19 protein-coding genes are annotated in these 23,491 nt (G+C 58.1%); 16 read left to right on the forward strand and 3 right to left on the reverse strand.

The window, feature by feature from the left end; all coding sequences use genetic code 11:
* The first annotated feature begins 31 nt into the window (after nucleotides 1-31).
* The 13 genes from pilW (at nucleotide 32) to HNQ50_RS05310 (ending at nucleotide 14,276) form a co-directional block, all read left to right on the forward strand.
* Nucleotides 32-760, forward strand: a complete 729-nt coding sequence (gene pilW / locus HNQ50_RS05250) for a type IV pilus biogenesis/stability protein PilW (protein WP_184098332.1) — start codon at nucleotides 32-34, stop codon at nucleotides 758-760.
* 63 nt (nucleotides 761-823) lie between these two features.
* Entirely contained in the window at nucleotides 824-1,729 is a 906-nt protein-coding gene (locus HNQ50_RS05255; protein ID WP_184098333.1) for a RodZ domain-containing protein, read from the forward strand.
* Between the two features lie 40 nt (nucleotides 1,730-1,769).
* Entirely contained in the window at nucleotides 1,770-3,050 is a 1,281-nt protein-coding gene (gene ispG / locus HNQ50_RS05260) for a flavodoxin-dependent (E)-4-hydroxy-3-methylbut-2-enyl-diphosphate synthase (protein ID WP_184098334.1), read from the forward strand.
* A 58-nt stretch (nucleotides 3,051-3,108) separates the two neighbouring features.
* Nucleotides 3,109-4,395 carry a histidine--tRNA ligase gene (gene hisS, locus HNQ50_RS05265; RefSeq protein ID WP_184098336.1) on the forward strand — a complete coding sequence of 429 codons (1,287 nt, stop codon included), beginning with the start codon at nucleotides 3,109-3,111 and terminating at the stop codon, nucleotides 4,393-4,395.
* Between the two features lie 81 nt (nucleotides 4,396-4,476).
* Nucleotides 4,477-5,106, forward strand: a complete 630-nt coding sequence (locus tag HNQ50_RS05270; protein WP_184098338.1) for a YfgM family protein — start codon at nucleotides 4,477-4,479, stop codon at nucleotides 5,104-5,106.
* Between the two features lies 1 nt (nucleotide 5,107).
* Nucleotides 5,108-6,250, forward strand: coding sequence for an outer membrane protein assembly factor BamB (gene bamB, locus HNQ50_RS05275; protein WP_184098340.1), 1,143 nt, complete (start codon nucleotides 5,108-5,110; stop codon nucleotides 6,248-6,250).
* Between the two features lie 4 nt (nucleotides 6,251-6,254).
* Nucleotides 6,255-7,691 carry a ribosome biogenesis GTPase Der gene (gene der, locus HNQ50_RS05280; RefSeq protein WP_184098341.1) on the forward strand — a complete coding sequence of 479 codons (1,437 nt, stop codon included), beginning with the start codon at nucleotides 6,255-6,257 and terminating at the stop codon, nucleotides 7,689-7,691.
* Nucleotides 7,692-7,835: 144 nt separating this feature from the next.
* The gene (gene hfq / locus HNQ50_RS05285) at nucleotides 7,836-8,102 is read left to right on the forward strand and encodes an RNA chaperone Hfq (protein ID WP_184098342.1); all 267 of its coding nucleotides are present in this window, start codon (nucleotides 7,836-7,838) and stop codon (nucleotides 8,100-8,102) included.
* Nucleotides 8,103-8,254: 152 nt separating this feature from the next.
* Entirely contained in the window at nucleotides 8,255-9,355 is a 1,101-nt protein-coding gene (hflX, locus tag HNQ50_RS05290) for a GTPase HflX (RefSeq protein WP_184098343.1), read from the forward strand.
* A 9-nt stretch (nucleotides 9,356-9,364) separates the two neighbouring features.
* Nucleotides 9,365-10,549, forward strand: a complete 1,185-nt coding sequence (hflK, locus tag HNQ50_RS05295) for an FtsH protease activity modulator HflK (RefSeq protein WP_184098344.1) — start codon at nucleotides 9,365-9,367, stop codon at nucleotides 10,547-10,549.
* A gap of 12 nt (nucleotides 10,550-10,561) precedes the next feature.
* Nucleotides 10,562-11,452 carry a protease modulator HflC gene (gene hflC, locus HNQ50_RS05300; protein ID WP_184098345.1) on the forward strand — a complete coding sequence of 297 codons (891 nt, stop codon included), beginning with the start codon at nucleotides 10,562-10,564 and terminating at the stop codon, nucleotides 11,450-11,452.
* Between the two features lie 295 nt (nucleotides 11,453-11,747).
* Nucleotides 11,748-12,893: an ATP phosphoribosyltransferase regulatory subunit gene (locus tag HNQ50_RS05305; protein ID WP_184098346.1), complete on the forward strand. Its 1,146-nt coding sequence runs from the start codon at nucleotides 11,748-11,750 to the stop codon at nucleotides 12,891-12,893.
* 87 nt (nucleotides 12,894-12,980) lie between these two features.
* On the forward strand, nucleotides 12,981-14,276 hold the full coding sequence (locus tag HNQ50_RS05310; protein ID WP_184098348.1) for an adenylosuccinate synthase: 1,296 nt from the start codon (nucleotides 12,981-12,983) through the stop codon (nucleotides 14,274-14,276).
* Nucleotides 14,277-14,339: 63 nt separating this feature from the next.
* Here the strand turns inward: HNQ50_RS05310 and HNQ50_RS05315 are convergent, their stop codons facing one another.
* Nucleotides 14,340-18,452 carry a CHASE domain-containing hybrid sensor histidine kinase/response regulator gene (locus HNQ50_RS05315; RefSeq protein ID WP_184098350.1) on the reverse strand — a complete coding sequence of 1,371 codons (4,113 nt, stop codon included), beginning with the start codon at nucleotides 18,450-18,452 and terminating at the stop codon, nucleotides 14,340-14,342.
* Between the two features lie 240 nt (nucleotides 18,453-18,692).
* Here HNQ50_RS05315 and HNQ50_RS05320 point away from each other — a divergent pair, with 240 nt between their 5' ends.
* Both HNQ50_RS05320 and HNQ50_RS05325 read left to right on the forward strand, forming a co-directional pair.
* Complete coding sequence (locus tag HNQ50_RS05320) at nucleotides 18,693-21,176, forward strand: two-component system response regulator (protein WP_308419136.1); 2,484 nt, start codon at nucleotides 18,693-18,695, stop codon at nucleotides 21,174-21,176.
* 111 nt (nucleotides 21,177-21,287) lie between these two features.
* Nucleotides 21,288-21,497 carry a (2Fe-2S)-binding protein gene (locus HNQ50_RS05325; protein WP_184098352.1) on the forward strand — a complete coding sequence of 70 codons (210 nt, stop codon included), beginning with the start codon at nucleotides 21,288-21,290 and terminating at the stop codon, nucleotides 21,495-21,497.
* 97 nt (nucleotides 21,498-21,594) lie between these two features.
* On the opposite strand, the gene bfr (HNQ50_RS05330) is transcribed toward HNQ50_RS05325, so the two are convergent.
* Nucleotides 21,595-22,080, reverse strand: coding sequence for a bacterioferritin (bfr, locus tag HNQ50_RS05330; protein ID WP_184098354.1), 486 nt, complete (start codon nucleotides 22,078-22,080; stop codon nucleotides 21,595-21,597).
* A gap of 13 nt (nucleotides 22,081-22,093) precedes the next feature.
* On the reverse strand, nucleotides 22,094-22,564 hold the full coding sequence (bfr, locus tag HNQ50_RS05335; RefSeq protein WP_184098356.1) for a bacterioferritin: 471 nt from the start codon (nucleotides 22,562-22,564) through the stop codon (nucleotides 22,094-22,096).
* Nucleotides 22,565-22,701: 137 nt separating this feature from the next.
* On the opposite strand from bfr (HNQ50_RS05335), the gene HNQ50_RS05340 reads away from it, so the two are divergent.
* Nucleotides 22,702-23,490 (forward strand): inositol monophosphatase family protein, encoded by a 789-nt coding sequence (locus HNQ50_RS05340; RefSeq protein ID WP_184098358.1) that lies wholly within the window; start codon nucleotides 22,702-22,704, stop codon nucleotides 23,488-23,490.
* Nucleotide 23,491 lies beyond the last annotated feature (1 nt).

The following is a 23,491-nucleotide window of genomic DNA, read 5'->3' on the forward strand; positions in this document are numbered from 1 at the left end:
GCGGTACATGGTTTCCTTGATTTGCTTTGCCATGACAAGCCTTGCCGCACCTTGGGTGCAGGCTGCATCTTCCGACGACGAGATGTCGCAAACTGACCGACGCGCCATGTTGCATACGCAACTGGCGGCGGAATACCTCAAGCGCGCGCAATATACGGTAGCGGTGCAAGAGGTCAGAGAAGCGCTGAGTTCCAACAGCCGCTATGCCCCGGCCTATGGGGTGCTGGGCCTGATTTATGCCGAGTTGCATGATGATGCCAAGGCGGTTTCCAATTTCCAGCAAGCCCTCAGCATTGCGCCCAATGACTCGGATATCAACAATAACTTTGGCTGGTATTTGTGTAATCACTCGCGTCAGCAAGAGGGTATCCAGCATTATCTTGTGGCGGTGAAGAATCCGCTGTACGCCAATGGCGATAAGACCTTCGTCAATGCCGGACAATGCGCGGTGAGTCTGAAGGACGAAAAAGCGGCCAACAGTTATTTCCTGCAGGCATTGCGCCTGCGTCCGGATAGTGTCGTGGCGCGCCAGGAACTGGTAGAGCAGGGCCTGCGCACCAAGGATTACGTCCAGTCCCGTCAGTACTACAACGAGTTGCAGCGGATGGTGCAACCGAGTTCCGGGCTGACCTGGATGGGTCTGCGTCTGGAGCATGCGCTCGGCAATACCGAGGCGGAAACCCGTCTGGCCAATCAGCTCAAGAGCCAGTACCCGGACTCCATCGAAACCACCCGTCTGTTGAGCGGTCAGCTTAACTGAAGCGGCCTTACCTGCATTGGACCTCGTAAACCGGTCCCAGTCTGACCGGCGGAAACATCCGTGATGAGCGAACAAGAACAAACCTACGCGCCAGCATTCGGGCCTGGAGCCCGCCTCAAAGCCCAGCGTGAAGCATTGGGCCTGAGCCTTGAGCATGTCGCAACGCAGCTCAAGCTGTCGGCGCGCCAGATTGAATCGATCGAATCTGATCATTTTGACCAGTTGCCGGGCAATACCTTTGCCCGTGGCTTTGTGCGCAATTACGCCAAATTGCTGCAACTGGATCCGGCGCCTTTGCTGGCCCAGCTGGAAGCCTTGTTGCCGCGTGAACGTGTCCAGGTGGCTTTGCCGCATCTGGTGGAAGAAAACAATTCATTCTCCGTCGGCAATGGTGGTGGCGGTGGTGGTGGGCGGGTGCTGGGCATTGCCGGCTTTGTGCTGGCGTTTTGCGCGGCACTTGGGGCAATTTTCTGGTATTTGCAGCAACCGCCTTCACCTGAACTGAATGCGGCCCAGGTGGCGTCTGAACCACAAGCGGCGTCTGAACCTGTTGTAGAGATCGCCAGCGCCCCGGTTGCGTCTGACGTGGCCGCCTCGGCACCGGTGGTCGCTGTGGCTTCGGTTGTGCAACCCACGGCAGCACCGACCCCGATTCCGACCGTCGTGCCGACCAGTGTGCCGGTGGCGACGGCACAGGGTGCAACCCCGACGCCCACGCCGGCCGTGATTGGCAATGGTGAACTGCGTATCGTGGCGGATGAAGACACTTGGGTGCAGGTAGTCGATGCCAATGGCAATCGCCTCGTCAGCAACTTGCTCACTGCAGGTTCTGATCGCAGTCTGGGTGGCACGCCGCCGTATCGTATCAAGATTGGCAATGCGCCAAAAACCCGTGTCTGGCTGCGTGGTCAGGTCGTGGATTTGTCGCAATACACGAAAACACAAGTCGCTACGTTCGAACTGAAATAACAACAACGACCGAGCGGCATTGAAAGCAGAAGCAAACATCATGATTACCGACAACATTCCGCGCCGGGCTACCCGGCAGGTGCGTATCGGCAACGTATGGGTGGGAAGTGACCACCCGATCGTTGTCCAGTCCATGACCAATACCGATACCGCAGATGCCAGGGGAACGGCAGACCAGATCTATGATCTGTGGCGCGCAGGCTCGGAAATGGTGCGGATTACCGTCAATAGCCCGGAAGCCGCGTCGCAGGTGGCGCGCATCCGCGACATGCTGGCGGCGCGTGATTGCGACGTGCCCATTGTCGGTGATTTCCACTTCAATGGTGACCGGCTGCTGCGCGACTACCCGGACTGTGCTGAGGCGCTGGCCAAGTACCGCATTAATCCGGGTAACGTCGGCAAGGGTTCGAAAAAGGACGAGAAATTTGCGTTCATGATCGAAAAAGCCGTCGAATATGACAAACCAGTGCGCATTGGCGTGAACTGGGGCTCGCTTGATCAAGTGCTGGCCGTGCGTTTGATGGATGAAAACGCCAGACTCTCCAAACCGCTGCCCGCCGAAGCGGTCATGCGCGAAGCGCTGATTCGATCCGCGCTGGATTCAGCCGCACAGGCTGTGTCCTGGGGCCTGTCGCCTGACAAGATCATTCTGTCGTGCAAGGTGTCGCACGTGCAGGATCTGATTGCCGTCTACCGTGATCTGGCCGGCCGTTGTGATTACCCGCTGCATCTGGGGCTGACCGAAGCCGGCATGGGCTCCAAAGGGATCGTCGCTTCCAGCGCCGCCCTGGCTGTGTTGTTGCAGGAAGGCTACGGCGATACCGTGCGTATTTCGCTGACGCCAGAGCCGGGTGGCGATCGCACCAAAGAAGTGGTGGTGGCGCAGGAACTCCTGCAAACCATGGGTTTGCGCTCGTTTACCCCGTTGGTCACGGCGTGTCCCGGGTGTGGTCGGACCACGTCCACTGTCTTCCAGGAACTGGCTCAGGGTATTCAGCAGTTTTTGCGTGAGCAGATGCCGGTGTGGCGTTTGCAATACCCCGGCGTGGAAGACCTCAAGGTGGCGGTGATGGGCTGTGTCGTAAATGGCCCGGGTGAATCCAAGCTGGCCGACATTGGGATCAGCTTGCCGGGCACCGGCGAAGTGCCGGTTTGCCCGGTCTACGTAGATGGCGAAAAAACAGTAACGCTCAAAGGTGATCGGGTGACTGAAGAGTTCCTCGCCATCGTGCAGGACTACGTGTTGACGCGCTATCAGGAAGGCGGGGCCAAACGACGGGAAACCGCCGCGCCGCGTACGATTCCACTTAAACAAATCTGACCGCTGCGCGCCGCCCCGAATGGGCGGCGCGTGTCTTTACCCATACCGGATTGATCAAATGAGTAAAAACATTGAGGGCGTTCGCGGCATGAACGACGCGTTGCCCGTTGTGACCAAAGGCTCGCCGATTGCGACGCCTGCCTGGTTGTACCTGGAGTCTGTCGCGCGTGAATGGCTCAACGCCTACGGCTACAAGCAAATCCGCACACCGATCGTGGAGTCCACCGACCTGTTTGTGCGCGGTGTAGGCGAGCACACGGATATCGTTGAAAAAGAAATGTACTCGTTTGAGGACAAGCTCAATGGCGAGCGCCTGACACTGCGGCCGGAAGGTACGGCCGGTACTGTACGGGCGTGTATTGAACATGGTCTGCTGTACAACCAGACGCAGCGCCTGTGGTACATCGGGCAGATGTATCGGCATGAGCGCCCGCAAAAAGGGCGCTATCGCCAGTTTCACCAGATCGGCGCTGAAGCTTTCGGGTTTGAAGGTCCGGATGTGGATGCCGAGCAGATTGTCATGCTGGCCGACCTGTTCAAGCGTCTCGGCTTGACGGGCCTGACACTGGAACTGAACACCCTGGGTGAGGCGAGCGAGCGGGCAGCGCACCGCTCAGAACTGATCAAGTATCTGGAAGGTTTCAAGGACCAACTGGATGAAGACGGCCAACGCCGCTTGTACACCAATCCGCTGCGCGTACTGGATACCAAAAATCCGGCGTTGCAAGACATGGCCAACAACGCGCCGCGTCTGCTGGATTTCCTGGGCGAAAAATCCCGCGCCCACTTCGAAACGCTGACGGCGCTGCTGGATGCCGCGGGTGTCGCCTATGTCATCAATCCGCGTCTGGTTCGCGGGCTGGATTATTACAATCTGACCGTGTTTGAGTGGACGACCACCGAACTGGGTACTCAGGCCACGGTCGGTGGTGGCGGCCGTTATGATGGCCTCGTCGAGCAACTGGGTGGCAAGCCTTGTCCAGGGGTCGGATTTGGCTTGGGCATTGAGCGCCTGTTGCTGTTGCTGGAAGCTCAAGGCATTGTGCCCCCGGCGCAAGAACCCGATGTTTATCTGGTGCATGCCGGCGACGGCACTGGCACGGCTGCTTTCAAGCTGGCTAATACCTTGCGTAGCGACGGGTTTGCCGTGGTACTCAACTGCGGTGGTGGTAGCTTCAAATCGCAATTCAAGAAGGCCGATGCCTCTGGTGCGCGCTTTGCCGTGGTCATTGGTGATGAAGAAGTGGCCAACGGCACAGCCAATCTGAAAACGCTGAAAGGCGAGGGCGCTGGCGCACAAGTGACATTGCCTTTGGCCGACCTTGCCGCGCAAATTCGGGCATAATCCGAAACCTGATCACCGATGCGACGTCATGCGATGACGGCGCATTTATCCACATAACAAGCAGCACAACAGGAAATCAGAATGGCTTTTGATTTGCAAGAACAGGAACAGATTGCCGAACTGAAGGCAGCCTGGGAAAGTTGGGGCAGGTTTGTAGCAGGCGCAGTCGTCATCGCGCTGATTGGCTATCTGGGCTGGACTGGCTGGAACTGGTACGCCAACAAACAGGCGCAGGCCGCTGGCGACGAATACTCGGTTTTCGAGAAAGCCTACGGCGTAGATCCGACCAAGGCCGGCGCGCAAGCGGACGCGCTGAAGAAAGATTACCCGAACAGCCCGTTTACCACCCGCGCCGCTTTGCTGGCCGCCAAGGGTGCTGCGGACGCTGGCGATACCAAAACGGCTACGGATCAACTGACCTGGGTGATTGCCCATTCGGCGGAATCTGCCGTGCGTGACGCCGCCCGCATGAGCCTGGCCGCAGTTGAGCTTGACCAGAAACAGTACGACGTTGCCCTCAAGACCCTGAGTGGTCGTGAGAACGAGTCTTACACCGCATTGTTTGCCGAAGCGCGCGGCGATGTTCTGGCCGCCAAGGGCGATGCCGCCGGTGCCCGTGATGCATATAAAGACGCTTTAGCCAAGCTCGACAAGAGCGCCGGTAATGCCCGCTTTGTTGAAGTAAAACTCGCTGCTCTCGGAAATTCCTGATATGTCTTTGCAACGTCAGTTTGTTCGTGGTTTGTGCCTGAGCGCAGTAGCCCTGGCACTGGCCGGTTGTGCCGCTCCCAGCAATGCGCCCACACCGTCGCCGCTCCCCGTAGTCAAGAACACGGCCAACGTGGCTGTACAGTGGCGTGCTTCTGCCGGTAGCGAGTCGGAGTTCCTGCGTTTCTTGCCGGCCAATCTGGGTGACCTGATGGTCGTGGCGGGCGCGCCTGATCGCCTGACTGCGTACAAACTGGATCGTGGCACCGTGCAATGGCAAGTCCGTCTGGAAAAACCGGTTGCCGGTGGTGTTGGTGCGGGTAATGGTGTGGTTGCGGTCGGCACTCTCAAGGGCATGGTTTATGTCTTTGATGCCAACGGCAAACCGCTGTGGAATAGCCAGGCGACCAGCGAAATTGTCGCGCCGCCTGCCATTGCCAACGACGTTGTGCTGGTACGTACCGGTGATGGCAAGATTTCTGCCCTGTCGATTGCCGACGGTTCGGTAAAGTGGCAGTTCTCTCGCCAGTTGCCTACCCTGACCCTGCGCAACTATGCGCCTCTCACTGTGGCAGATGGCGTTGTGTACGCCGGCTTGCCGGCAGGTCACCTGGCCGCATTGTCGGCTGAAGATGGCCGTGTGCTGTGGGATAACGTGGTCGCTCAGCCCAAAGGGGCCACTGAGGTCGAGCGGGTCGCCGACGTTGTTTCCGCACCGCTGATCAGTGGGGGCTCTGTCTGCGCTGCCGCTTACCAGGGTCGCGTAGGTTGTTTTGACCGCCGCAGTGGTTCCACCGTCTGGTCGCGTGAAGCTTCCAGTTATTCAGGCGTTGCCGTTGACGGTAACAAGGTCTTCCTGACCGACGATCAAGGCCATGTGCGCGCTTTCGAGCATGAAACCGGCCGTAGTGTCTGGGATCAGGACAAACTGGCCGCACGTATCGTGAGTGCACCCTCCATCCTTGGTGGTTACGTCGCTGTGGCGGATTACCAGGGTTACGTTCACCTCTTGAACGAAGACGACGGCAGTTTCGTCGCACAAATCGCAACCGACGGCAGCCGTATCGCCGCGGCACCGCAAACCTTCTCTGACCATCTGATCTTGCAGTCCCAAAAGGGCGATGTTTATTCGGTTGGTATAAAGTAAACGCATGAAGCCAACGATTGCCCTGGTAGGGCGCCCCAATGTGGGCAAATCCACACTATTCAACCGGTTGACCAAAACGCGGGATGCGTTGGTCGCCGATATGCCCGGCTTGACCCGAGATCGTCACTACGGTCACGGCAAGGTGGGTGATCGTCCGTATTTTGTAGTCGACACCGGCGGTTTTGAGCCGGTGGTGGACGAAGGCATCTTGCATGAAATGGCCCGCCAGACGCTGCAGGCCGTAGACGAAGCCGATGCCGTGATTTTCATTGTGGATGGCCGTACCGGCATTACCCCGCAAGACAAGATCATTGCGCAGCGCCTGCGTGAGAGCCAGCGCCCGGTCTGGGTGGCCGTCAACAAGGTTGAGGGGATGACCCGCGGCGTTGTGGTGGCCGACTTTTACGAGTTGGGCCTGACCGAACCGACCGCCATTTCTGCCTCTCATGGCGAGGGCGTGCGCGAACTCATCAGTGAAGTGCTGGAACGCTTCCCGGTTGACGAAGAATCGGCCGAAGCCGATCACCCCAAGTTTGCGGTGATTGGTCGCCCCAATGTGGGCAAGTCGACGCTGGTGAACGCGGTGCTGGGTGAAGAGCGCGTCATTGCGTTCGACCAACCGGGTACGACGCGTGACTCGGTATACATCGATTTTGAGCGTAACGACCGGCACTACACCATTATCGACACAGCCGGTATGCGCCGTCGCGGCAAGATTGATGACGTGATCGAGAAATTCTCGGTCATCAAGACCATGCAAGCCGTGACCGACGCCAACGTCGCCGTGCTGGTGCTCGACGCCACGCAAGAAGTGTCTGATCAGGACGCCCGGCTGGCCAGTTTTGTGCTGGAAACCGGCCGCGCGCTGGTCGTGGCCATCAACAAGTGGGAATCCGCCGACGAAATACAGCGTGACCGTATCAAGCGCGAGATCGACCGCAAGCTCACCTTCCTTGATTTTGCCAAATTCCACTACATCTCTGCCTTGCGCGGGCAGGGTGTCGGTGATTTGTTCAAATCCATCGACCAGGCGTATCACGCGGCGATGATCAAGATTCCAACGCCCAAGCTCACCCGTGCGCTGCAACTTATGGTGGAGCGTCAGCAACCGCCGCTGTCCGGCAAGATTCGCCCCAAGCTGCGTTACGCTCACCAGGGCGGTACCAATCCGCCGGTAGTGGTGGTGCATGGCAACGCGCTGGAACAGATTCCGGCCGTGTACTGGCGTTACCTTGAACGCAGCTTCATGACCATGTTCAAGTTGCAAGGTACACCCTTGCGCGTACAGTTCAAACGCGGGGATAACCCCTTCCAGGAAAAACTGGAAGAGCCGAAAAAGCAGAGTTTGATGGAACGCCGCCGCAAGGTGGTTGCGGGCAAAAAAGAAGAAAGCCGCAAGAAGCTGGCGGCCCACAGGGCCAAAAAACCGCTTCGGCCATAGCATGTTTTGCGGCCAGGCAATGGTAACTTGCCTATTGGCAGCTAACAGCTTTTGTACTATAAGCGTAAGACAGGTTGTAAAAAGCAAAGCAAATTAGAAGATTTGCGATTCACCACCAACAATAACGCATCGGAGAATTAAAACATGAGTACCAAGGGGCAAATGCTACAAGACCCGTTCCTGAACATCCTGCGTAAAGAACACGTTCCGGTTTACATCTATCTGGTGAATGGCATCAAGCTGCAAGGCCAGATCGAATCGTTCGATCAGTATGTTGTCCTTTTGCGCAATAACGTGACGCAAATGGTGTACAAGCACGCCATTTCGACCGTTGTGCCGTCGCGCCCGGTCAATATTCCGCATGAGCACCCGCAATCGGCCACGGTTGCCGCTGCCACGCCGGAAGCCTGATCAGTCTGACTGGTAGAAAAAAACCCCGGAGGTTTGGGCCCCCGGGGTTTTTTTCTGGCCGGATGCTGCCATATTGCTAGGTACGGCCGTGCCGGGGCGAACTCTCGCCGGCACATGTTTTTCATCTTTTGTTCCAGTGATCCAGAAAACTTATGTTCGAACGCCACAAAGGCGGGGACCGGGCGGTTCTGGTCTGTCTTGATTTCAATGAGCCAGACTACCGCGACGGTCAGGAAGAATTCGTGCAACTTGTCGAGTCTGCCGGCGTGACGCCGGTGGCCATGATCGAGGGTAGCCGGCGCAAGCCTGATCCGGCGTTTTTCGCCGGTACCGGCAAGGTTGAAGAAATTGCCGAAGCGGTACGTGCCAACCAGGCGGAGCTGGTGATTTTCAACCATCAGTTATCTCCGGCGCAGGAGCGCAACCTGGAAAAGGCCATTCAGTGTCGTGTCGTGGATCGCACCACGCTGATTCTGGATATCTTTGCCCAGCGGGCCCGGACTGCCGAAGGCAAGTTGCAGGTTGAACTGGCGCAGTTATCGCACATGTCCACGCGTCTTGTCCGCGGCTGGACTCACCTTGAGCGACAAAAGGGCGGGGTGGGTCTGCGTGGCCCGGGTGAAACGCAGCTGGAAACCGACCGCCGCTTGCTGGGTATCCGCGTCAAGCGCTTGAAGACGCAACTGGAAACCGTTCAGAAGCAACGGCAGACCCAGCGGCGCGCGCGTGAACGTAGCAACCAGTTTTCGGTCTCCATTGTGGGCTATACCAATGCGGGTAAATCCACGCTGTTCAATGCATTGACCAAGGCCAATATCTACGCGGCAAACCAGTTGTTTGCCACGCTGGATACCACGTCACGCAAGCTGTTCCTGGATCAAGAGCATTCCGTGGTCATTTCCGACACGGTCGGATTTATCCGCCAGTTGCCGCACACACTGGTGGCCGCATTCCGCGCCACGCTGGAAGAAACCATCCAGGCAGACCTGTTGTTGCACGTTGTTGATGTCAATCATCCGCTGCGTGACATGCAAGTTGAAGAAGTCAACAAAGTTTTAAATGAAGTAGGTGCGGAACACATCGAGCAGTTGATGGTCTGGAACAAGATCGACCTGAAAGGGCTTGCGCCAGCAGTCGAGCATGACGAGTATGATAAAATCCGTGCGGTTCGTGTAAGCGCCGCGCAGGGGGAAGGGCTCGATTTGCTGCGGGGCGCGCTGGTCGATGCAATGAGTCAACCCGTCGAGGAATAACAAGATCCCATGAGTCAAAACGATCCGCAGTGGGGTGGTGGCCGCAAGGATGGCCCGCCCGATCTGGACGAAATCATTCGTAACTTCACCAACAAGCTGTCCCGTTTCTTTGGCGGTGGCAATCGGCCGCCGTCATCGTCGGGTAACCGTGGCGGTATTCCGGGCGGCAGCACGGGCGTTGTTGCGATTATCGGCATTGTTGTTGTGTTGTGGCTGGCCTCCGGCTTTTACGTGGTCGATGAGCGTGAGAACGCGCTCATCCTGCGTTTTGGCCGCTATGTCGAAACCGTCAACAAGTCAGGCCTGAAGTGGCACTACCCCTGGCCGATTGAAGCGCGCGAAATCATCAACGTGACCGAAATCCGCAGTCTGGAAGTTGGCGGTCGTGGTGACAACGGCAGCGATGAGTCGATCATGCTGACGGGCGACCAGAACATCCTGCAAGTGCAGCTTGAAGTGCAATACACCCTCAAGTCTGCGCAAGACTTTGCCTTCAACAACCGCTTTGTGGATCGCGATGGCAAGGACATGGTCAAGCAGGCTGCAGAAACAGCCATTCGTGAAGTCGTCGGCCAGAACAAGGTGGACTACGTGCTGAACGAAGGTCGCGGCAAGATTGCCGAAGACACGCGAGACCTGATCCAGAATCTGCTGGACCGCTACGGGGCCGGTATTACCATTGCCCGCGTCAATATCTCGGACGTGCAGCCGCCGGAACAGGTGCAAACCGCGTTTGCTGATGCGGTCAAGGCACGGCAGGATCGGGCGCGCCTGATCAATGAAGGTACGGCTTACGCCAATGATGTGGTGCCCAAGGCCAGCGGTACGGCTGCCCGCCTGATGGAAGAGGCGCAGGGCTACCGTCAGCGTGTGGTCTCGCAGGCAGAAGGCGATGCATCGCGCTTCAAGCAGGTCGCGACCGAGTACGCCAAGGCTCCGCAAGTAACGCGTGAACGCATGTACCTGGATACCATGGAACAAATGTTCCAGAAGACCACGAAGGTACTGGTGGATCAGAAGGGCAGCGGCAATTTGTTGTATCTGCCACTGGATAAACTGATCCAGTCGACCAATCCCGCTCCGTCTGCGGATGTGGCCAAGCCGGCAGCACCGGCTGACACCAGCGCAGATGCCACCCCGGCCACCACGGCTGCCGCTCCGGCGGCGGACCGTGCCGGGCGCGACGGACGATAACAGGGAGTGGTCATGAATCGAATTATTCCGACCCTTGCGGTCATACTGGTTGTGCTTTTCGTGCTGAGCCTGGCGCTCTTCACGGTGGACCAGCGGCAGTACGCCGTGGTGTTCCAGTTCTCTGAATTCAAGCGCGTGCTTAAAGAGCCGGGTATTTTCTTCAAGGTGCCGCTGCTGCAAGACGTGCGTTACTTTGATAGCCGGATCCAGAGCATTGACGAGGCTGAGCCGGCCCGTATCCAGACCATTGAAAAGATGAACGTCAAGGTCGACAGCTACATCAAGTGGCAGATTGTGGATGTGGAGCGCTATTACCGCGCGGTGGGTCTGGACGAAAGCAAGGCGCGTGATCGTCTGCGCAATACCGTCAACAACATGCTGCGTGACGAGTTCGGCAAACGCACCGTACAAGACGTGATCTCAGGCCAGCGTGATGCTGTCATGGCACGGGTGCAGCAAGTGGCTGATGCTGACGCGGCGCGGATTGGGGTACGCGTGGTCGATGTGCGTATCAAGCGCGTTGAACTGGAAGACAGCACGCTGAACTCCGTGTACGAGCGCATGCAGTCTGAGCGCAAGGCCGTGGCCAATCAGTTGCGTGCAGAAGGTTCTGCTGCCGCTGAACAAATCAAGGCCGATGCAGATCGTCAGCGTGAAGTATTGCTGGCCGATGCCTACAGCCAGGCGCAAGCGCTCAAGGGTGAGGGCGATGCCAAAGCTGCCGCGATCTACGCTGATGCTTATGGCAAGAACCCCGAGTTCTATTCCTTCTACCGCAGCCTGGAAGCCTATAAGCAAAGCTTCAACAAAAAGTCTGACCTGATGGTGGTCGATCCTAGCGCCGATTTCTTCAAGTACATGAAGAATCCTGGCCCCGGTGCGACTGGCAAGGCAGGCAAGTAAGCACACCTCCTTCCTGGCGTTTGCACTCACGTCAGAGGGCTTTTGCTGCTTGTGTTTGCGGGGCCTGTGCATATTGCAAAGGCCCCGCATGCACGATATGCATGTGCGGTAGTCTGACCTTGTACATCCATTCATGAAGGCCCTTGTGGCAGTTCTTGCCCGCGAAGGGCGGCATTCATGAGATAATACGATACGAAAATCACGGCCCCGGTGCGTCCTGCGCGCCAGGGCCTTGATTTGTCTGGATTTTCTGTCATGCGGATTTTTGAGAGTCCGCAACACTCCTGGTTTGAAAATGCGTAACTGGATTCTGCCGGAATATATTTCCGATGTGCTGCCCCGCGAAGCTCGCCAGATTGAGGCAATGCGCCGTGGTCTGCTCGATCTCTTCTCCCGCTACGGCTATGAACTCGTCATGCCGCCGCTGGTGGAATACGTTGAATCCCTGTTTTTGCATGATGATCCCGCGCTTGATCTGAAAACCTTCAAGCTGGTCGACGAAATGACTGGCCGTCAGATGGGCTTGCGCGCAGACATTACGCCGCAAGTGGCACGGATTGATGCTCATATCCTGAACCGCCAGGGTGTCGCGCGGCTGTGTTACTCCGGCTCTGTGGTCAGTACCCGCCCGGACGGCATTCTGTCCACACGTGAGCCACGTCAGATTGGCGCGGAAATCTACGGCTGCGCGGATGTCGCCGCTGACGTGGAAGTGATTGAGCTGATGTTTGAAAGCCTGGCCTTCGCCGGGCTGAAGAACGCCCGGCTGGATGTGGGGCATATTGGCCTCTTTCACGCGCTGGCGGATGCCGCCGGTATGAAGGGCGATCTGCGTGATCAGACCTTCAGCGCCCTGCAGCAGAAAGACCTGCCCACGTTGTGCGAACTGTCGGCCGGTCTGGATCCGGCCATTGCCGCTGGTTTGCAGGCGTTGCCCGCACTGTACGGCGGTTATGACGTGCTGGCGCGCGCACGCGCTGCCATGCCGCCGCTGGCTGGGGTGAATGCTGCGCTGGCCGCGCTGGAAACCCTGTTTGCCGCATTGAAGATGCGTGGTATTGCAGTGCGCTTTGATCTGGCGGAAGTACGCAGCAGCGATTACCACACCGGTCTGGTCTTCGCCGCCTATGCCAATGGCTTTGCCAATGCCGTGGCGCGCGGTGGCCGCTATGACAGCGTGGGCGAAAAATTTGGTCGTTCCCGTCCGGCCACCGGTTTCAGTCTGGATATGCGTGAACTGAGCCGTTTGCCGTTCCCGGAAACCGCAGCCGCCATCCTGGCTCCGGCCGGCGATGACGCTGAACTGATTGCAGCCGTGCGCCGTCTGCGCGACGCCGGTGAAACCGTGATTGTTGATCTGGGCGTCAAGCCCGAAGAAGTGGCTGTCAACCGCCGCCTGGTACTTAAGGGTGGCCAGTGGCAAGTTGATCCGCTTGTCTGATACGCGGGCTTTTCGCAGGGTTGTCTGCTAAAAAGCGGGCTGCCTGAATGTAAATGATTGTTCTATCTGGTTAAATCGAGGTTCTGAATGAGCAGAAACGTAGTCGTGGTCGGTACCCAATGGGGTGACGAGGGCAAGGGCAAGATCGTCGACTGGCTGACCGATCACGCCCAGGGCGTTGTCCGTTTCCAGGGTGGCCACAATGCGGGTCATACACTGGTCGTGGGCGGCAAGAAGACGGTGTTGCGTCTGATTCCGTCCGGCATTCTGCATCCGGGCAAGGATTGCTTTATTGGCAATGGCGTGGTCATTTCGCCGGAAGCCTTGCTCAAGGAAATCGACGAACTGGATGCCGCTGGCATTGACGTCGCTAGCCGTCTGCGCATTTCTGAAGCCTGCCCGCTGATCTTGCCGTACCACGTGGCGCTGGATCAGGCCCGTGAAGCGGCCAAGGGTGAAGCCAAGATTGGCACCACCGGTCGTGGTATCGGCCCGGCCTATGAAGACAAGGTGGCCCGTCGTGCCATCCGCGTGCAAGACCTGTTCCACCCGGAACGTTTTGCCGCCAAGCTCAAAGAAAACCTGGAATACTACAACTTCCTGTTGACCCAGTACTTCAAGGCGCCGGCGCTGGATTTCCAGACCGTCTATGACCAGACTCTGGCATTCGTTGAGCGTATTCGCCCGATGGTGTCCGATGTCTCGCGCACCTTGTATGACCTGAACAAGGAAGGCAAGTCCCTCTTGTTTGAAGGCGCGCAAGGCACTTTGCTGGATGTGGATCACGGCACCTATCCGTATGTCACGTCTTCCAACTGTGTGGCTGGCGCGGCGGCACCGGGTGCTGGTGTGGCACCGCAGATGCTGCACTACGTGCTGGGCATTGTGAAGGCGTACACCACGCGCGTGGGTTCTGGCCCGTTCCCGACCGAACTGTTTGACGAAGTCGGTGCCGGTCTGGCCAAGCGCGGTAACGAGTTCGGCTCCGTAACCGGTCGTCCGCGTCGTTGTGGCTGGTTTGATGCGGCTGCGCTCAAGCGCTCCATCCAGATCAACGGTGTGTCCGGTCTGTGCGTGACCAAGCTGGACGTGATGGACGGGATTGAGACGATCAATTTGTGTACCGGTTACAAGATCGACGGCAAGATTGTCGACATCCTGCCGGTGGGCGCAGAAGAAATCGCCCGTTGCGAGCCGGTGTATGAAGAAATGCCGGGCTGGAGTGAATCCACGTTTGGCGTGAAGCGCTTTGAAGACCTGCCGGCCAATGCCCGTGCTTATCTCAAGCGCGTGGAAGAAATTTGCGAAGCCCCGGTCGATATCATCTCGACGGGTCCGGATCGCGAAGAAACCATCGTAATGCGTCACCCGTTCGGCGCTTGAGCCTGACTGGTGTTTGCCAAAAAAAGCCCCGCATTGCGGGGCTTTTTTGTTGGGTGGCGGCGTTCAGGCGCGCAGTTGCGCCAGCAGTTCTTCGCATTGTGCGCGGGCGCGCTGAAAGTCCAGGTTGCTGATGGCATCCTCAATCCTGGCCCCATGTTCTGGATACGCCGCGTTCAAACCCGCCTTGATTTGATCAAACACGCGCGTGGCTTCCATATTGGCAGAAGCCAGTAGCCGAGACAGGGTTTCCAGGTCGCCCGTGATGGTCAGTGCCGAGTCCGGGACTGTGGTGCTGCCGGTATCGCCTTCTGATGTCTGCAACAAGGCCAGCAGGGCTTTGACGTTGCCGCAGGTTTCTTCCAGCGCAGCACTGACCTGCAACAGCTTTTCACCGATCGCCTTGTCGGGGATGTTGTCGCGTAAGTCCGTCTCTACCTGCCGTACCTGCAAGGCCAGATCCGTCGCGCCCACCGTGCCGGCAGTGCCCTTGAGGGTGTGCAGCAAGCGCGCCAGCGCGTCTTGCGGGCTGCCAGGCCACCATTGCGCCAGTTGTTCGTTCATCTGGGCACTGGTACTCAGAAAACTGCCCAAGGCCCATTCAAACAGCGGCAAATCACCGCCGAGGCGCGCTAGCGCTGCGGCGATATCCAGCCCGCGCTCTCCGGCTAGCTTGAGGGCTGCTGGCGGAATCACACCGCCACTGCGCAGTTGTGCGGGTGGCGGGGTGAGGGCGGGTTCGACCTGGCGGGTAAACTGCCGGATCACCGCCACCAACTGGTTGAGATCGAAGGGTTTGCCGACATGGTCATTCATGCCCGCATCAAGGCACGCCTGGCGATCGCTGGCCATGGCGTTGGCGGTCATGGCAATGATGGGCAGGGTATGCAGGCCCAGCTTGTGACGAATCTCCCGCGTCGCGGCGTAGCCATCCATGTCGGGCATCTGGATATCCATCAGCACGGCATCGTACTGCGGATGGGCATTCTGGACGGCCGTCACGCCGTCGATGCCGCCACCCGCCACATCGACCTGGGCGCCTTCGTTTTTCAACAATTCGCGCGCGACCTGTTGATTGGTCGGATTGTCTTCCACCAGCAACAGACGCAGGCCGATCAAGCGCTGGCCTGCACCCGCTTTGCGGGCCGGCGCGATGGTGGTGCCCTGATTGGCACGGGCGTCCGCTACCGCATCGAATAAAGTGGAAATCGTGATGGGTTTGACCAGAAAACCATCCAGCAGGGCTTGTTCGCTGGCAAGCCGCTGCGCCAGCATTTCGCGCCCGTGCGCGGTCACCATGACGATCAAGGGGGAAGTGCCACTGGGGGTGATCTGCCGGATGTGCTCAGCGGTTTGCCAGCCATCCATGTCCGGCATGGACCAGTCGACAAAGATAACGTCGTACGCGCGGCCACGGTCAATGCTTTGCCGGAGCAGATCGAGCGCTTCCAGGCCTGATGCCGCAAGGTCGGCGCGCCAGCCCAGCGAATCAACCATGCGCGAAATCACCTCGCGCGCGCTGGCGTTATCGTCGACCACCAAGGCCCGCACACCACGCAGATTGGCCAGTGCGGGCAGACTTTCTTCCAGCGATATCTCCGCCCCGGTGGCCTGCAGCACGATCTCGAAATGGAACTGGCTGCCTTTACCCGCGGTGCTTTCGACCTCCAGTTGCCCACCCATCAAACGCACGAGGCGCTGACTGATGGCCAGCCCCAGCCCGGTGCCGCCAAACCGGCGGGTGGTCGAGACTTCAGCCTGGGAGAATCCTTCAAAGATATGGCTGATTTGATCTTGCGTCATGCCAATCCCGGTGTCGCGCACCGAGAACTGCACGGTCAGTTGCTCATCGCGCCGGCGTTTCAGCCGCACCGACAGCACCACCTCGCCGTGCTCGGTAAATTTGATGGCGTTACCCGACAGGTTGATCAGCACCTGCTGCAAGCGCAGCGCGTCACCAATCACCAGTTCGGGCAGGGCGGGGTCAATATCGAACAGGATTTCGATGTTCTTCTTGCCCACACTGGCAGACAGAATGACGCCGATATCCTTCAGCAGTTTGTCCAGCAAGAAGGGGTGTGGGTCGAGTTCCAGTTTGCCGGCCTCGACCTTGGAGAAGTCCAGAATATCGTTGAGCAAGCCCAGCAACGCCTTGGCGGAGGATTCGGCTTTCTCGGTGTAATCGTATTGGCGGCTGGTCAGATCGGTTTGCTGTAACAACTGCAGCATGCCAAGGATCGCGTTCATGGGCGTGCGGATTTCGTGACTCATATTGGCCAGGAAGTCCGATTTGGCGCGGGTGGCCGACTCGGCGCTTTCCTTGGCCTGGCGCAGGACCGCTTCATCACGCTTGTGCGCGGTGAGGTCCATGGCAATGCCGAGGAAGCCGAAAATCCGGCCTTCGGTGTCGCGCAGGCTACTGACCGTCAGCAGCACGGCAACCCGGCTGCCGTCTTTGCGGATATAGGTCCATTCGTTGGAGTCCGGCTTGCCCAGGCGGGACTTGGCGACAAAGGTTTCAAACCCCGGCTCCACCAGATAACCCAACTCCTCGGTCAGATCGCGCGCGCGGCGTTCCACTTCTGCCGTGTCATGCATGATGCGCGGTGTTTCCAGATCAATCACTTCATCGGCCCGGTAACCCAGCAGGCGTTCAGCGGCAGGGTTGAACAGCTTGATCAGGCCGTCTGAATCCGTGGCGATGATGGAATAACCTGCGCTTTCCAGAATGGCCGCCTGTAACGCCGAGAAGGCCTGGATCTGTCCGGTGCGTTCCTGCACCTGCTGCTCCAGCGTGGCATTCAGCTTGAGAATCTGCGCCTCGGTTTCCTTTTGCTGGCTGATATCGCGCACGGTCTTGGCTGCGCCATCAATTTGCCCCGCCGGGCCGCGGATGGGGGACACGGTGACCGATACCGTGATCAAGCTGCCGTCCTTGCGACGGCGCACGGTTTCAAAGTGCGGCACGATCTCGCCATGACCCACCCGGCGCAGGATTTCCGCCTCTTCATTGGCCCGATCCTCCGGGACGACCAGTTCGCGGATCGTATGCCCGATGGCCTCTGCCGCGCTGTAGCCAAACATGCGCTCGGCGGCGGAATTCCAGGAGGTCACCACGCCTTGCAACGTCTTGCCGACGATCGCGTCGTTGGAGCCCTCTACAATCGCGGCCAGTCGTGCCTGGTCTGCACCGGCCCTGAGGCGGCGGTCCACATTGACCGAGTACAGATAAATCACCCCCGCCAGCAAAATGGCGCAGGCCAGCACGATCAGCGCGGGCTCCAGCGGGGAGAGCAGATTCAGGTCCGAGATGAACTTGGGCAGGGCCGCAATCTGCGCGTGCCAGACCTGACCATAACGGTGAATATCCGCCTCGTAGACAAAGCCTTGTTGCGGCTTGCGGTCGCTGAGCGGGGAGGCAAAAAAATTGGCGTTTTTATCGTTGGTATCCAGCGCCGAGAGTTTGACGGTGATCTCGCCATCCCGATAATCAAAGTGCTTCATCACCGCACTGACGACCAGCGGGGTATACACCCAGCCTTGGGTCGCCTCTTCGCGTTCGGCCGGGTTGGCTGGCATATTGCCATCCCGATAGACCGGCATGACCAGCAAAAACCCCAGATTGGGCTCGCCCTTGGGCAGGGTGAGGCCCAAGGGCCGCGTCAGCGTGGCTTGTCCGCTGTTCATGGCATCACGCAACGCGGTCAGGCGAGTTGGCTCGGAGGCAATATCCAGCCCGATCACGCGGTTGCCGATCTCTTGTGGCACAAAATACTGGACCACGTATTTGTCGCCGGTATGTGGCTGCAACTGGAATATATGAAAATCCGGCTGGCCGTTGGCACGCTGGTTGATGACAAATACAGACTCTTGCGCTGCGGGGACACGCCGTACAAAACCATATCCACGCGCCCCCGGAAATTCAGAGTGCAGGTCCAGTGAGTTGCCATACTGAATAAAACGCGCCTGGGCGGCATCATCGCCCACCACCCCGGACACCGCACCGCGTGCACCGCGCAGACCATATTCGTAAATGCGTAATTGGGTATCGATTTGCTCTACTGCGCGCTTAGAGCGCGATAAAAAGCGCTGATGCGCTGCCGCTTCATTTTCTGTTTGCTGATGGTGGGCGAGCAGGGCGGCCAGTATCAGGCCCAAAGCAACAATGATCGCGGGCATCCACCTTGGACTATTGATCTGCAAACGTTCTCACTCCTGAGTGGGTGCATCCTGGCGAAGCTGACAGGGGCGGTGATCGGGGGTAATGCATCACCATAAAGCCGTGCCGTGAAAATCCTGTACTTCCTTGTAATCGGTGCTATCCAGTAATTAATAAGTCATTCAGCAGAAAAAATTGCATTAGTAAGTGCCTGTATAGCAAAGCAATGACCGGACTGCCGCACTGGAGAGAAAACTTACGTGTTTGCTGTCGAAGAACAGTGGCCCCGACCGACTATCCTGATCGTTGACGACGCAGTAGAGAATATCAAGCTGATAAGTCATGCACTGTATGGCATGGCCGATTTGCTGTTCGCTACCAACGGCCCGGATGCATTGCGCATTGCTGATTCCAGCCGTCCCGATCTGGTGCTTCTTGATATTGAAATGCCAGGCATGGATGGGTATGAAGTCTGCAATGCCCTCAAGGCCAACCCTTACACCAGCGAATGTGCGGTGATTTTCATCACGGCCCATGAGGGGACGTCTTACGAAACGCAATCGCTAGCTGCTGGTGGCATCGACTTTCTCAACAAGCCGATCAATGTACCGATCTGCCGCCTGCGGGTGCAAAACCAGCTCACCCTCAAGCGCCAGAAAGACGAACTGGCACAAACCCGCCGTGATCTGGCCGACCTGGTTCACCACTTGCCCTCGTTTGTTGCATTCTGGGGCGCAGATACCATCAATCGTTATTGCAATGACCAATTGGGTCACTGGTTCGGGATTTCTTCTGCCCGCATGCTGGGCATGTCGCTGGACAGCGTGCTCAATGAAGAAACCATGACCCAGTTACGGCCACACTGGGCGGGGGCCATGGAAGGGCGGACCATTTCGGTGGAGGTGACGCTGTTTCCGTCTTCTGCCCGCCGTCGTATCGCCCAAACCACCCTGGTGCCCAACTGGCAGATGGGGGTGGTTGCCGGGGTGCTAATGGTGCTGACCGACATCACCGATCGCATCACTGCCGAACGCGCGCTGTGGGAAGAAAAAGAGCGTATGCGCATTACGCTCAATTCAATTGGTGATGCGGTCATTGCCACCGACCAGCAGGGGCTGGTGACCTTCATGAACCCGATTGCGGAAGAAATGACCGGCTGGCATTCGTCCGACGCCATCGGCAAGCCCATCGATAATGTCATGGAGCTGCGAGACGCCAACAACGGCCACGTCTTGCGTAATCCCATTTATCTGGCGCTCAAGGAAGAGCGGATTGTTGGCATGGCGCTCAATTGCAACCTCGTGGCCTTGAGCGGTCAGCAATCGGCCGTGGAAGACTCCGCCGCGCCTATCCGCAATGTGACCGGCGAGGTTTCTGGCGCCATCATCGTATTCCGTGACGCCAGTGAAGCGCGGGCCATGGCCATCAAGATGAGCTACCTGGCCAGCCATGACCCGCTGACCGGCTTGCCCAACCGCCTGTTATTGCAAGACCGGATTTCTCACGGCCTGCAAGTGGCCCGCTGGAGCCAGACCCACGTCGCCATGCTGTTGCTGGATCTGGACTACTTCAAGTTTGTGAACGACTCCATCGGCTATACGGCGGGTGACGATTTGCTGCGCCAGATTGCCCACCGGCTGGAAAAAGAACTCTCTGCCACCGGCACCATCGGCCGCCTGGGGGGGGATGAATTTGTGGTGTTGTTACCCGAGTTGCGTTCGATCAACGAGGCTGACGAGGTTGCGACACGCCTGCTGGCTGCCATGGGCGAGCCATTTGAACTGGATGGCAACCGCTTTGATCTGTCCATCAGCGTCGGTATCAGCCTGTTTCCGGATGATAGTTCTGACGAAGAAACCCTGATGCGCCACGCCGACGTGGCGATGCACCGCGCCAAACAGGACGGGCGCAACCGCTACCGGTTTTTCTCCACCGAACTGGAAGACCTGGTGTTAAGCCGGCATCTGCTGGAACGCCATCTGCGCGAGGCCCTGCAGGAAAACCGGTTTGAGGTGTTCTACCAAAGCAAGGTCAACGCGCGGGAAGGGCGGGTCATCGGGGCTGAAGCGCTGGTCCGTATGTACAGCACGGAGGGCGAACTGCTCTCACCAGGCCGGTTTATCCCGCTGGCCGAAGAAACCGGCTTGATTGTGCCACTGGGTAAAATGGTACTGGAAATGGCCTGTCAGCAGGCCGCGACCTGGCAAGCCCAGGGGCACGTGCTGAAAATGTCGGTCAACATTGCGGCGGCCCAGTTTGCCGCCGGTAATTTCCCGGAGGTTGTCGCAGAGGTGCTGGATCACACCGGGTTGAATCCGGATCTGCTGGAGCTGGAAATCACGGAGGGCACCTTGATGAGCGACGCCAATGCCGCCCGGGAAACCCTGGTTGCCCTCAAGGAACTGGGAGTGCATGTCTCACTGGATGATTTCGGTACGGGTTATTCCAGTCTGGCCTACCTCAAGCGGTTTCCGCTGGACACGCTCAAGATCGACCAGTCCTTTGTGCGTGACATGCTCAATGACAAGAGCGATATGGCCATCATCCAGACCATCATTGCACTAGGCCAGACACTGGGAATGGAGCTGGTGGCAGAGGGTGTGGAACTGCGCGAGCAGGCCGAGATTCTGGCCAGTATGGGCTGCCACATCATGCAGGGCTATCTGTATGACAAACCCAAGCCTGCCAGTGAATGGAGCTTTGTTGAGGCAACTGGCATTGCACGCTCCATTTCCGGCACTTGACCCTTGATATGACAAGGGTATTACCGTTTGTCAGCAGGTGAATTTTGTTACTGGATTGAGAATTGTTCTTGTTAGATAATGAGAACAGTTATCAGTAACAAGGCCGGTTTCATGTACGTCTGTATCTGTAATGCAGTGACCGAAAAAGATATTCACACCGCCGTAGACCAGGGCATGCGGACCTTTGCGCAAGTGCAAATGGCGACAGGTGCCGGTACGTGCTGTGGGCAATGTACAGATTGCGCCAAGAACACCATGCTTGATGCTATTGAGGCTGAAGCCATTCGTGGCTGGGAAGAAATGGACGCCATGGCGGCCTGATGTTCACGCAGACTATCCAGATTCAAAAGTAACGGCCGGGTTTATCCCGGCCGTTACTTTTGTGCCACGTATACCCGCTGCAAACCAGCACGCCCGCTCAGGTGGGGCTGCCGCTACCCATCTGGGATTGCAGATAGTTCTGTGTACCCACGGTACCCAGCAGGAACAGTTGTTGTTCCAGCCAGTGCGCGTGATCCACTTCCGTATCGTCCAGCAGACCCACCAGCATCTCGCGCGTGACGTAGTCTTGCTCGCGTTCACACAGCGCAATGGTGTCCTTCAGCGCCTTGGCGACTTCGTATTCGGTATCGAGGTCGTTCTTGAGCATGGAGGGCACATCGGTGCCGATACGCAAGCGCGTGCGCGTCGCCACGTTGGGCATGCCTTCCAGAAACAGAATGCGCTCCATCAGCCGGGTGGCGTGGCCGATCTCGTCCTGGCGTTCGTGGTCAATGCGTTCAAACAGACGGTGATAACCCCAGTTCTTGTACATCTGGCTATGCAGAAAATACTGGTCAATCGAGGTCAGTTCTGCGGCCAGCAGGTGATTGAGTGCGTCAATAACGTTGGTCTTGCCTTGCATGAGAGCCTCCGGTTCAATCGCCCATCTGCGCTTGCAGATAGTTGGCCAGACCCACTTCCGGGATCAGACCGAGCTGGGTTTCCACCCAGTCCACATACTCTTCTTCTTCTTCCAGCAGTTCTGTCAGCATATCGCGGCTGACATAGTCCTGGGCTTGTTCGGCGTTTTCAATGGCGCCGCGCAGCGTGGTCAGATAACCGGTGGTGAGCTTGAGATCACAGGACAACATTTCCTGCGGGTTCTCGCCAATCATCAATTTGCCCAGTTGCTGCAGATTGGGCAGGCCTTCCAGAAACAAAATGCGTTCGATCAGTTCATCGGCACGCTTCATGGCGTGGATTGACTCGTGATACACATGGTCGTTCAGCCGCTTGTAGCCCCAGTTTTTGTACATGCGCGCATGCAGGAAATACTGGTTAATAGCGGTCAATTCATTGGTGAGCACGGTGTTCAGCGCTTTCACCACATCAGGATTACCCTGCATGATGCTTTCCTCTTGTTGTCGGGCTGACCTTTTATTTTAGAACAGCCTGCCGCGGATCACTGCGATAATTCATCCGTTTCCCGCCGTTTGCAGAACGTGTTAGGCTGCGCGCCGAGGCTAAAAAGGTATAGATCACCATGAGTCAACCCACGATTTCGCAAGACCTGATCGTTCTGGCCCACGAACTGGCCGATATTTCTGGTCAGACCATCCGCAGCTATTACCGTCATGATGTGTCGATTGTTTCCAAGGCCGACGACAGCCCGGTTACGGTGGCCGACCGTGAGGCCGAGCGCGTCATGCGTGAACGCATCCGCGCCGCGCGCCCCAATGACGGCATCATTGGCGAAGAACATGGCGAAGAAAACACCGATGCTGAATGGGTCTGGGTGCTCGATCCCATTGATGGCACCAAGTCCTTCACCGTCGGCCGGCCGCTGTTTGTCACGCTGATTGGCCTGCTGCACTTTGGCAAGCCGGTGCTGGGCGTCATCAACCAGCCCATCGTCAACGACCGCTGGATTGGTGGTGTTGGCGTCCCCAGCACACTCAATGGCAAACCCATTGCGGCCAGTCAGATCAGCGATCTGGCTGAGGCCCGAATTGGCACCACCGGCCCGGAGCATCTTCAAGCCTGCGCGGATGTCTTTAAGGATCTGGTCAAAGCCTGCCGTTACCCGGTCTACGGTGGTGATGGTTATCTATACGGGCAAGTGGCAGCGGGCTGGCTGGATATCGTGGTGGAAGAGGGCCTCAAGCTGCATGACTATGCCGCATTGGCACCTGTCATCATTGGCGCGGGCGGGGTCATGACCGATTGGCAGGGCGAACCGTTGCGTCTGGGCAGTGCTGGCCGGGTGCTGGCGGCGGGGAATGCCGCACTGCATGCACAAGTGCTCCCCGCTTTGCGCAGCTTGCCGGTATAAT

It is taken from the genome of Silvimonas terrae, assembly GCF_014202765.1.
Lineage (GTDB): Bacteria > Pseudomonadota > Gammaproteobacteria > Burkholderiales > Chitinibacteraceae > Silvimonas > Silvimonas terrae.

Coding starts and splice junctions, on each gene's coding strand:
- pilW (WP_184098332.1), top strand. CDS start 32: ATGACAAGCCTTGCCGCACCTTGGGTGCAGGCTGCATCTTCCGACGAC.
- HNQ50_RS05255 (WP_184098333.1), top strand. CDS start 824: ATGAGCGAACAAGAACAAACCTACGCGCCAGCATTCGGGCCTGGAGCC.
- ispG (WP_184098334.1), top strand. CDS start 1,770: ATGATTACCGACAACATTCCGCGCCGGGCTACCCGGCAGGTGCGTATC.
- hisS (WP_184098336.1), top strand. CDS start 3,109: ATGAGTAAAAACATTGAGGGCGTTCGCGGCATGAACGACGCGTTGCCC.
- HNQ50_RS05270 (WP_184098338.1), top strand. CDS start 4,477: ATGGCTTTTGATTTGCAAGAACAGGAACAGATTGCCGAACTGAAGGCA.
- bamB (WP_184098340.1), top strand. CDS start 5,108: ATGTCTTTGCAACGTCAGTTTGTTCGTGGTTTGTGCCTGAGCGCAGTA.
- der (WP_184098341.1), top strand. CDS start 6,255: ATGAAGCCAACGATTGCCCTGGTAGGGCGCCCCAATGTGGGCAAATCC.
- hfq (WP_184098342.1), top strand. CDS start 7,836: ATGAGTACCAAGGGGCAAATGCTACAAGACCCGTTCCTGAACATCCTG.
- hflX (WP_184098343.1), top strand. CDS start 8,255: ATGTTCGAACGCCACAAAGGCGGGGACCGGGCGGTTCTGGTCTGTCTT.
- hflK (WP_184098344.1), top strand. CDS start 9,365: ATGAGTCAAAACGATCCGCAGTGGGGTGGTGGCCGCAAGGATGGCCCG.
- hflC (WP_184098345.1), top strand. CDS start 10,562: ATGAATCGAATTATTCCGACCCTTGCGGTCATACTGGTTGTGCTTTTC.
- HNQ50_RS05305 (WP_184098346.1), top strand. CDS start 11,748: ATGCGTAACTGGATTCTGCCGGAATATATTTCCGATGTGCTGCCCCGC.
- HNQ50_RS05310 (WP_184098348.1), top strand. CDS start 12,981: ATGAGCAGAAACGTAGTCGTGGTCGGTACCCAATGGGGTGACGAGGGC.
- HNQ50_RS05315 (WP_184098350.1), bottom strand. CDS start 18,452: ATGCCCGCGATCATTGTTGCTTTGGGCCTGATACTGGCCGCCCTGCTC.
- HNQ50_RS05325 (WP_184098352.1), top strand. CDS start 21,288: ATGTACGTCTGTATCTGTAATGCAGTGACCGAAAAAGATATTCACACC.
- bfr (WP_184098354.1), bottom strand. CDS start 22,080: ATGCAAGGCAAGACCAACGTTATTGACGCACTCAATCACCTGCTGGCC.
- bfr (WP_184098356.1), bottom strand. CDS start 22,564: ATGCAGGGTAATCCTGATGTGGTGAAAGCGCTGAACACCGTGCTCACC.
- HNQ50_RS05340 (WP_184098358.1), top strand. CDS start 22,702: ATGAGTCAACCCACGATTTCGCAAGACCTGATCGTTCTGGCCCACGAA.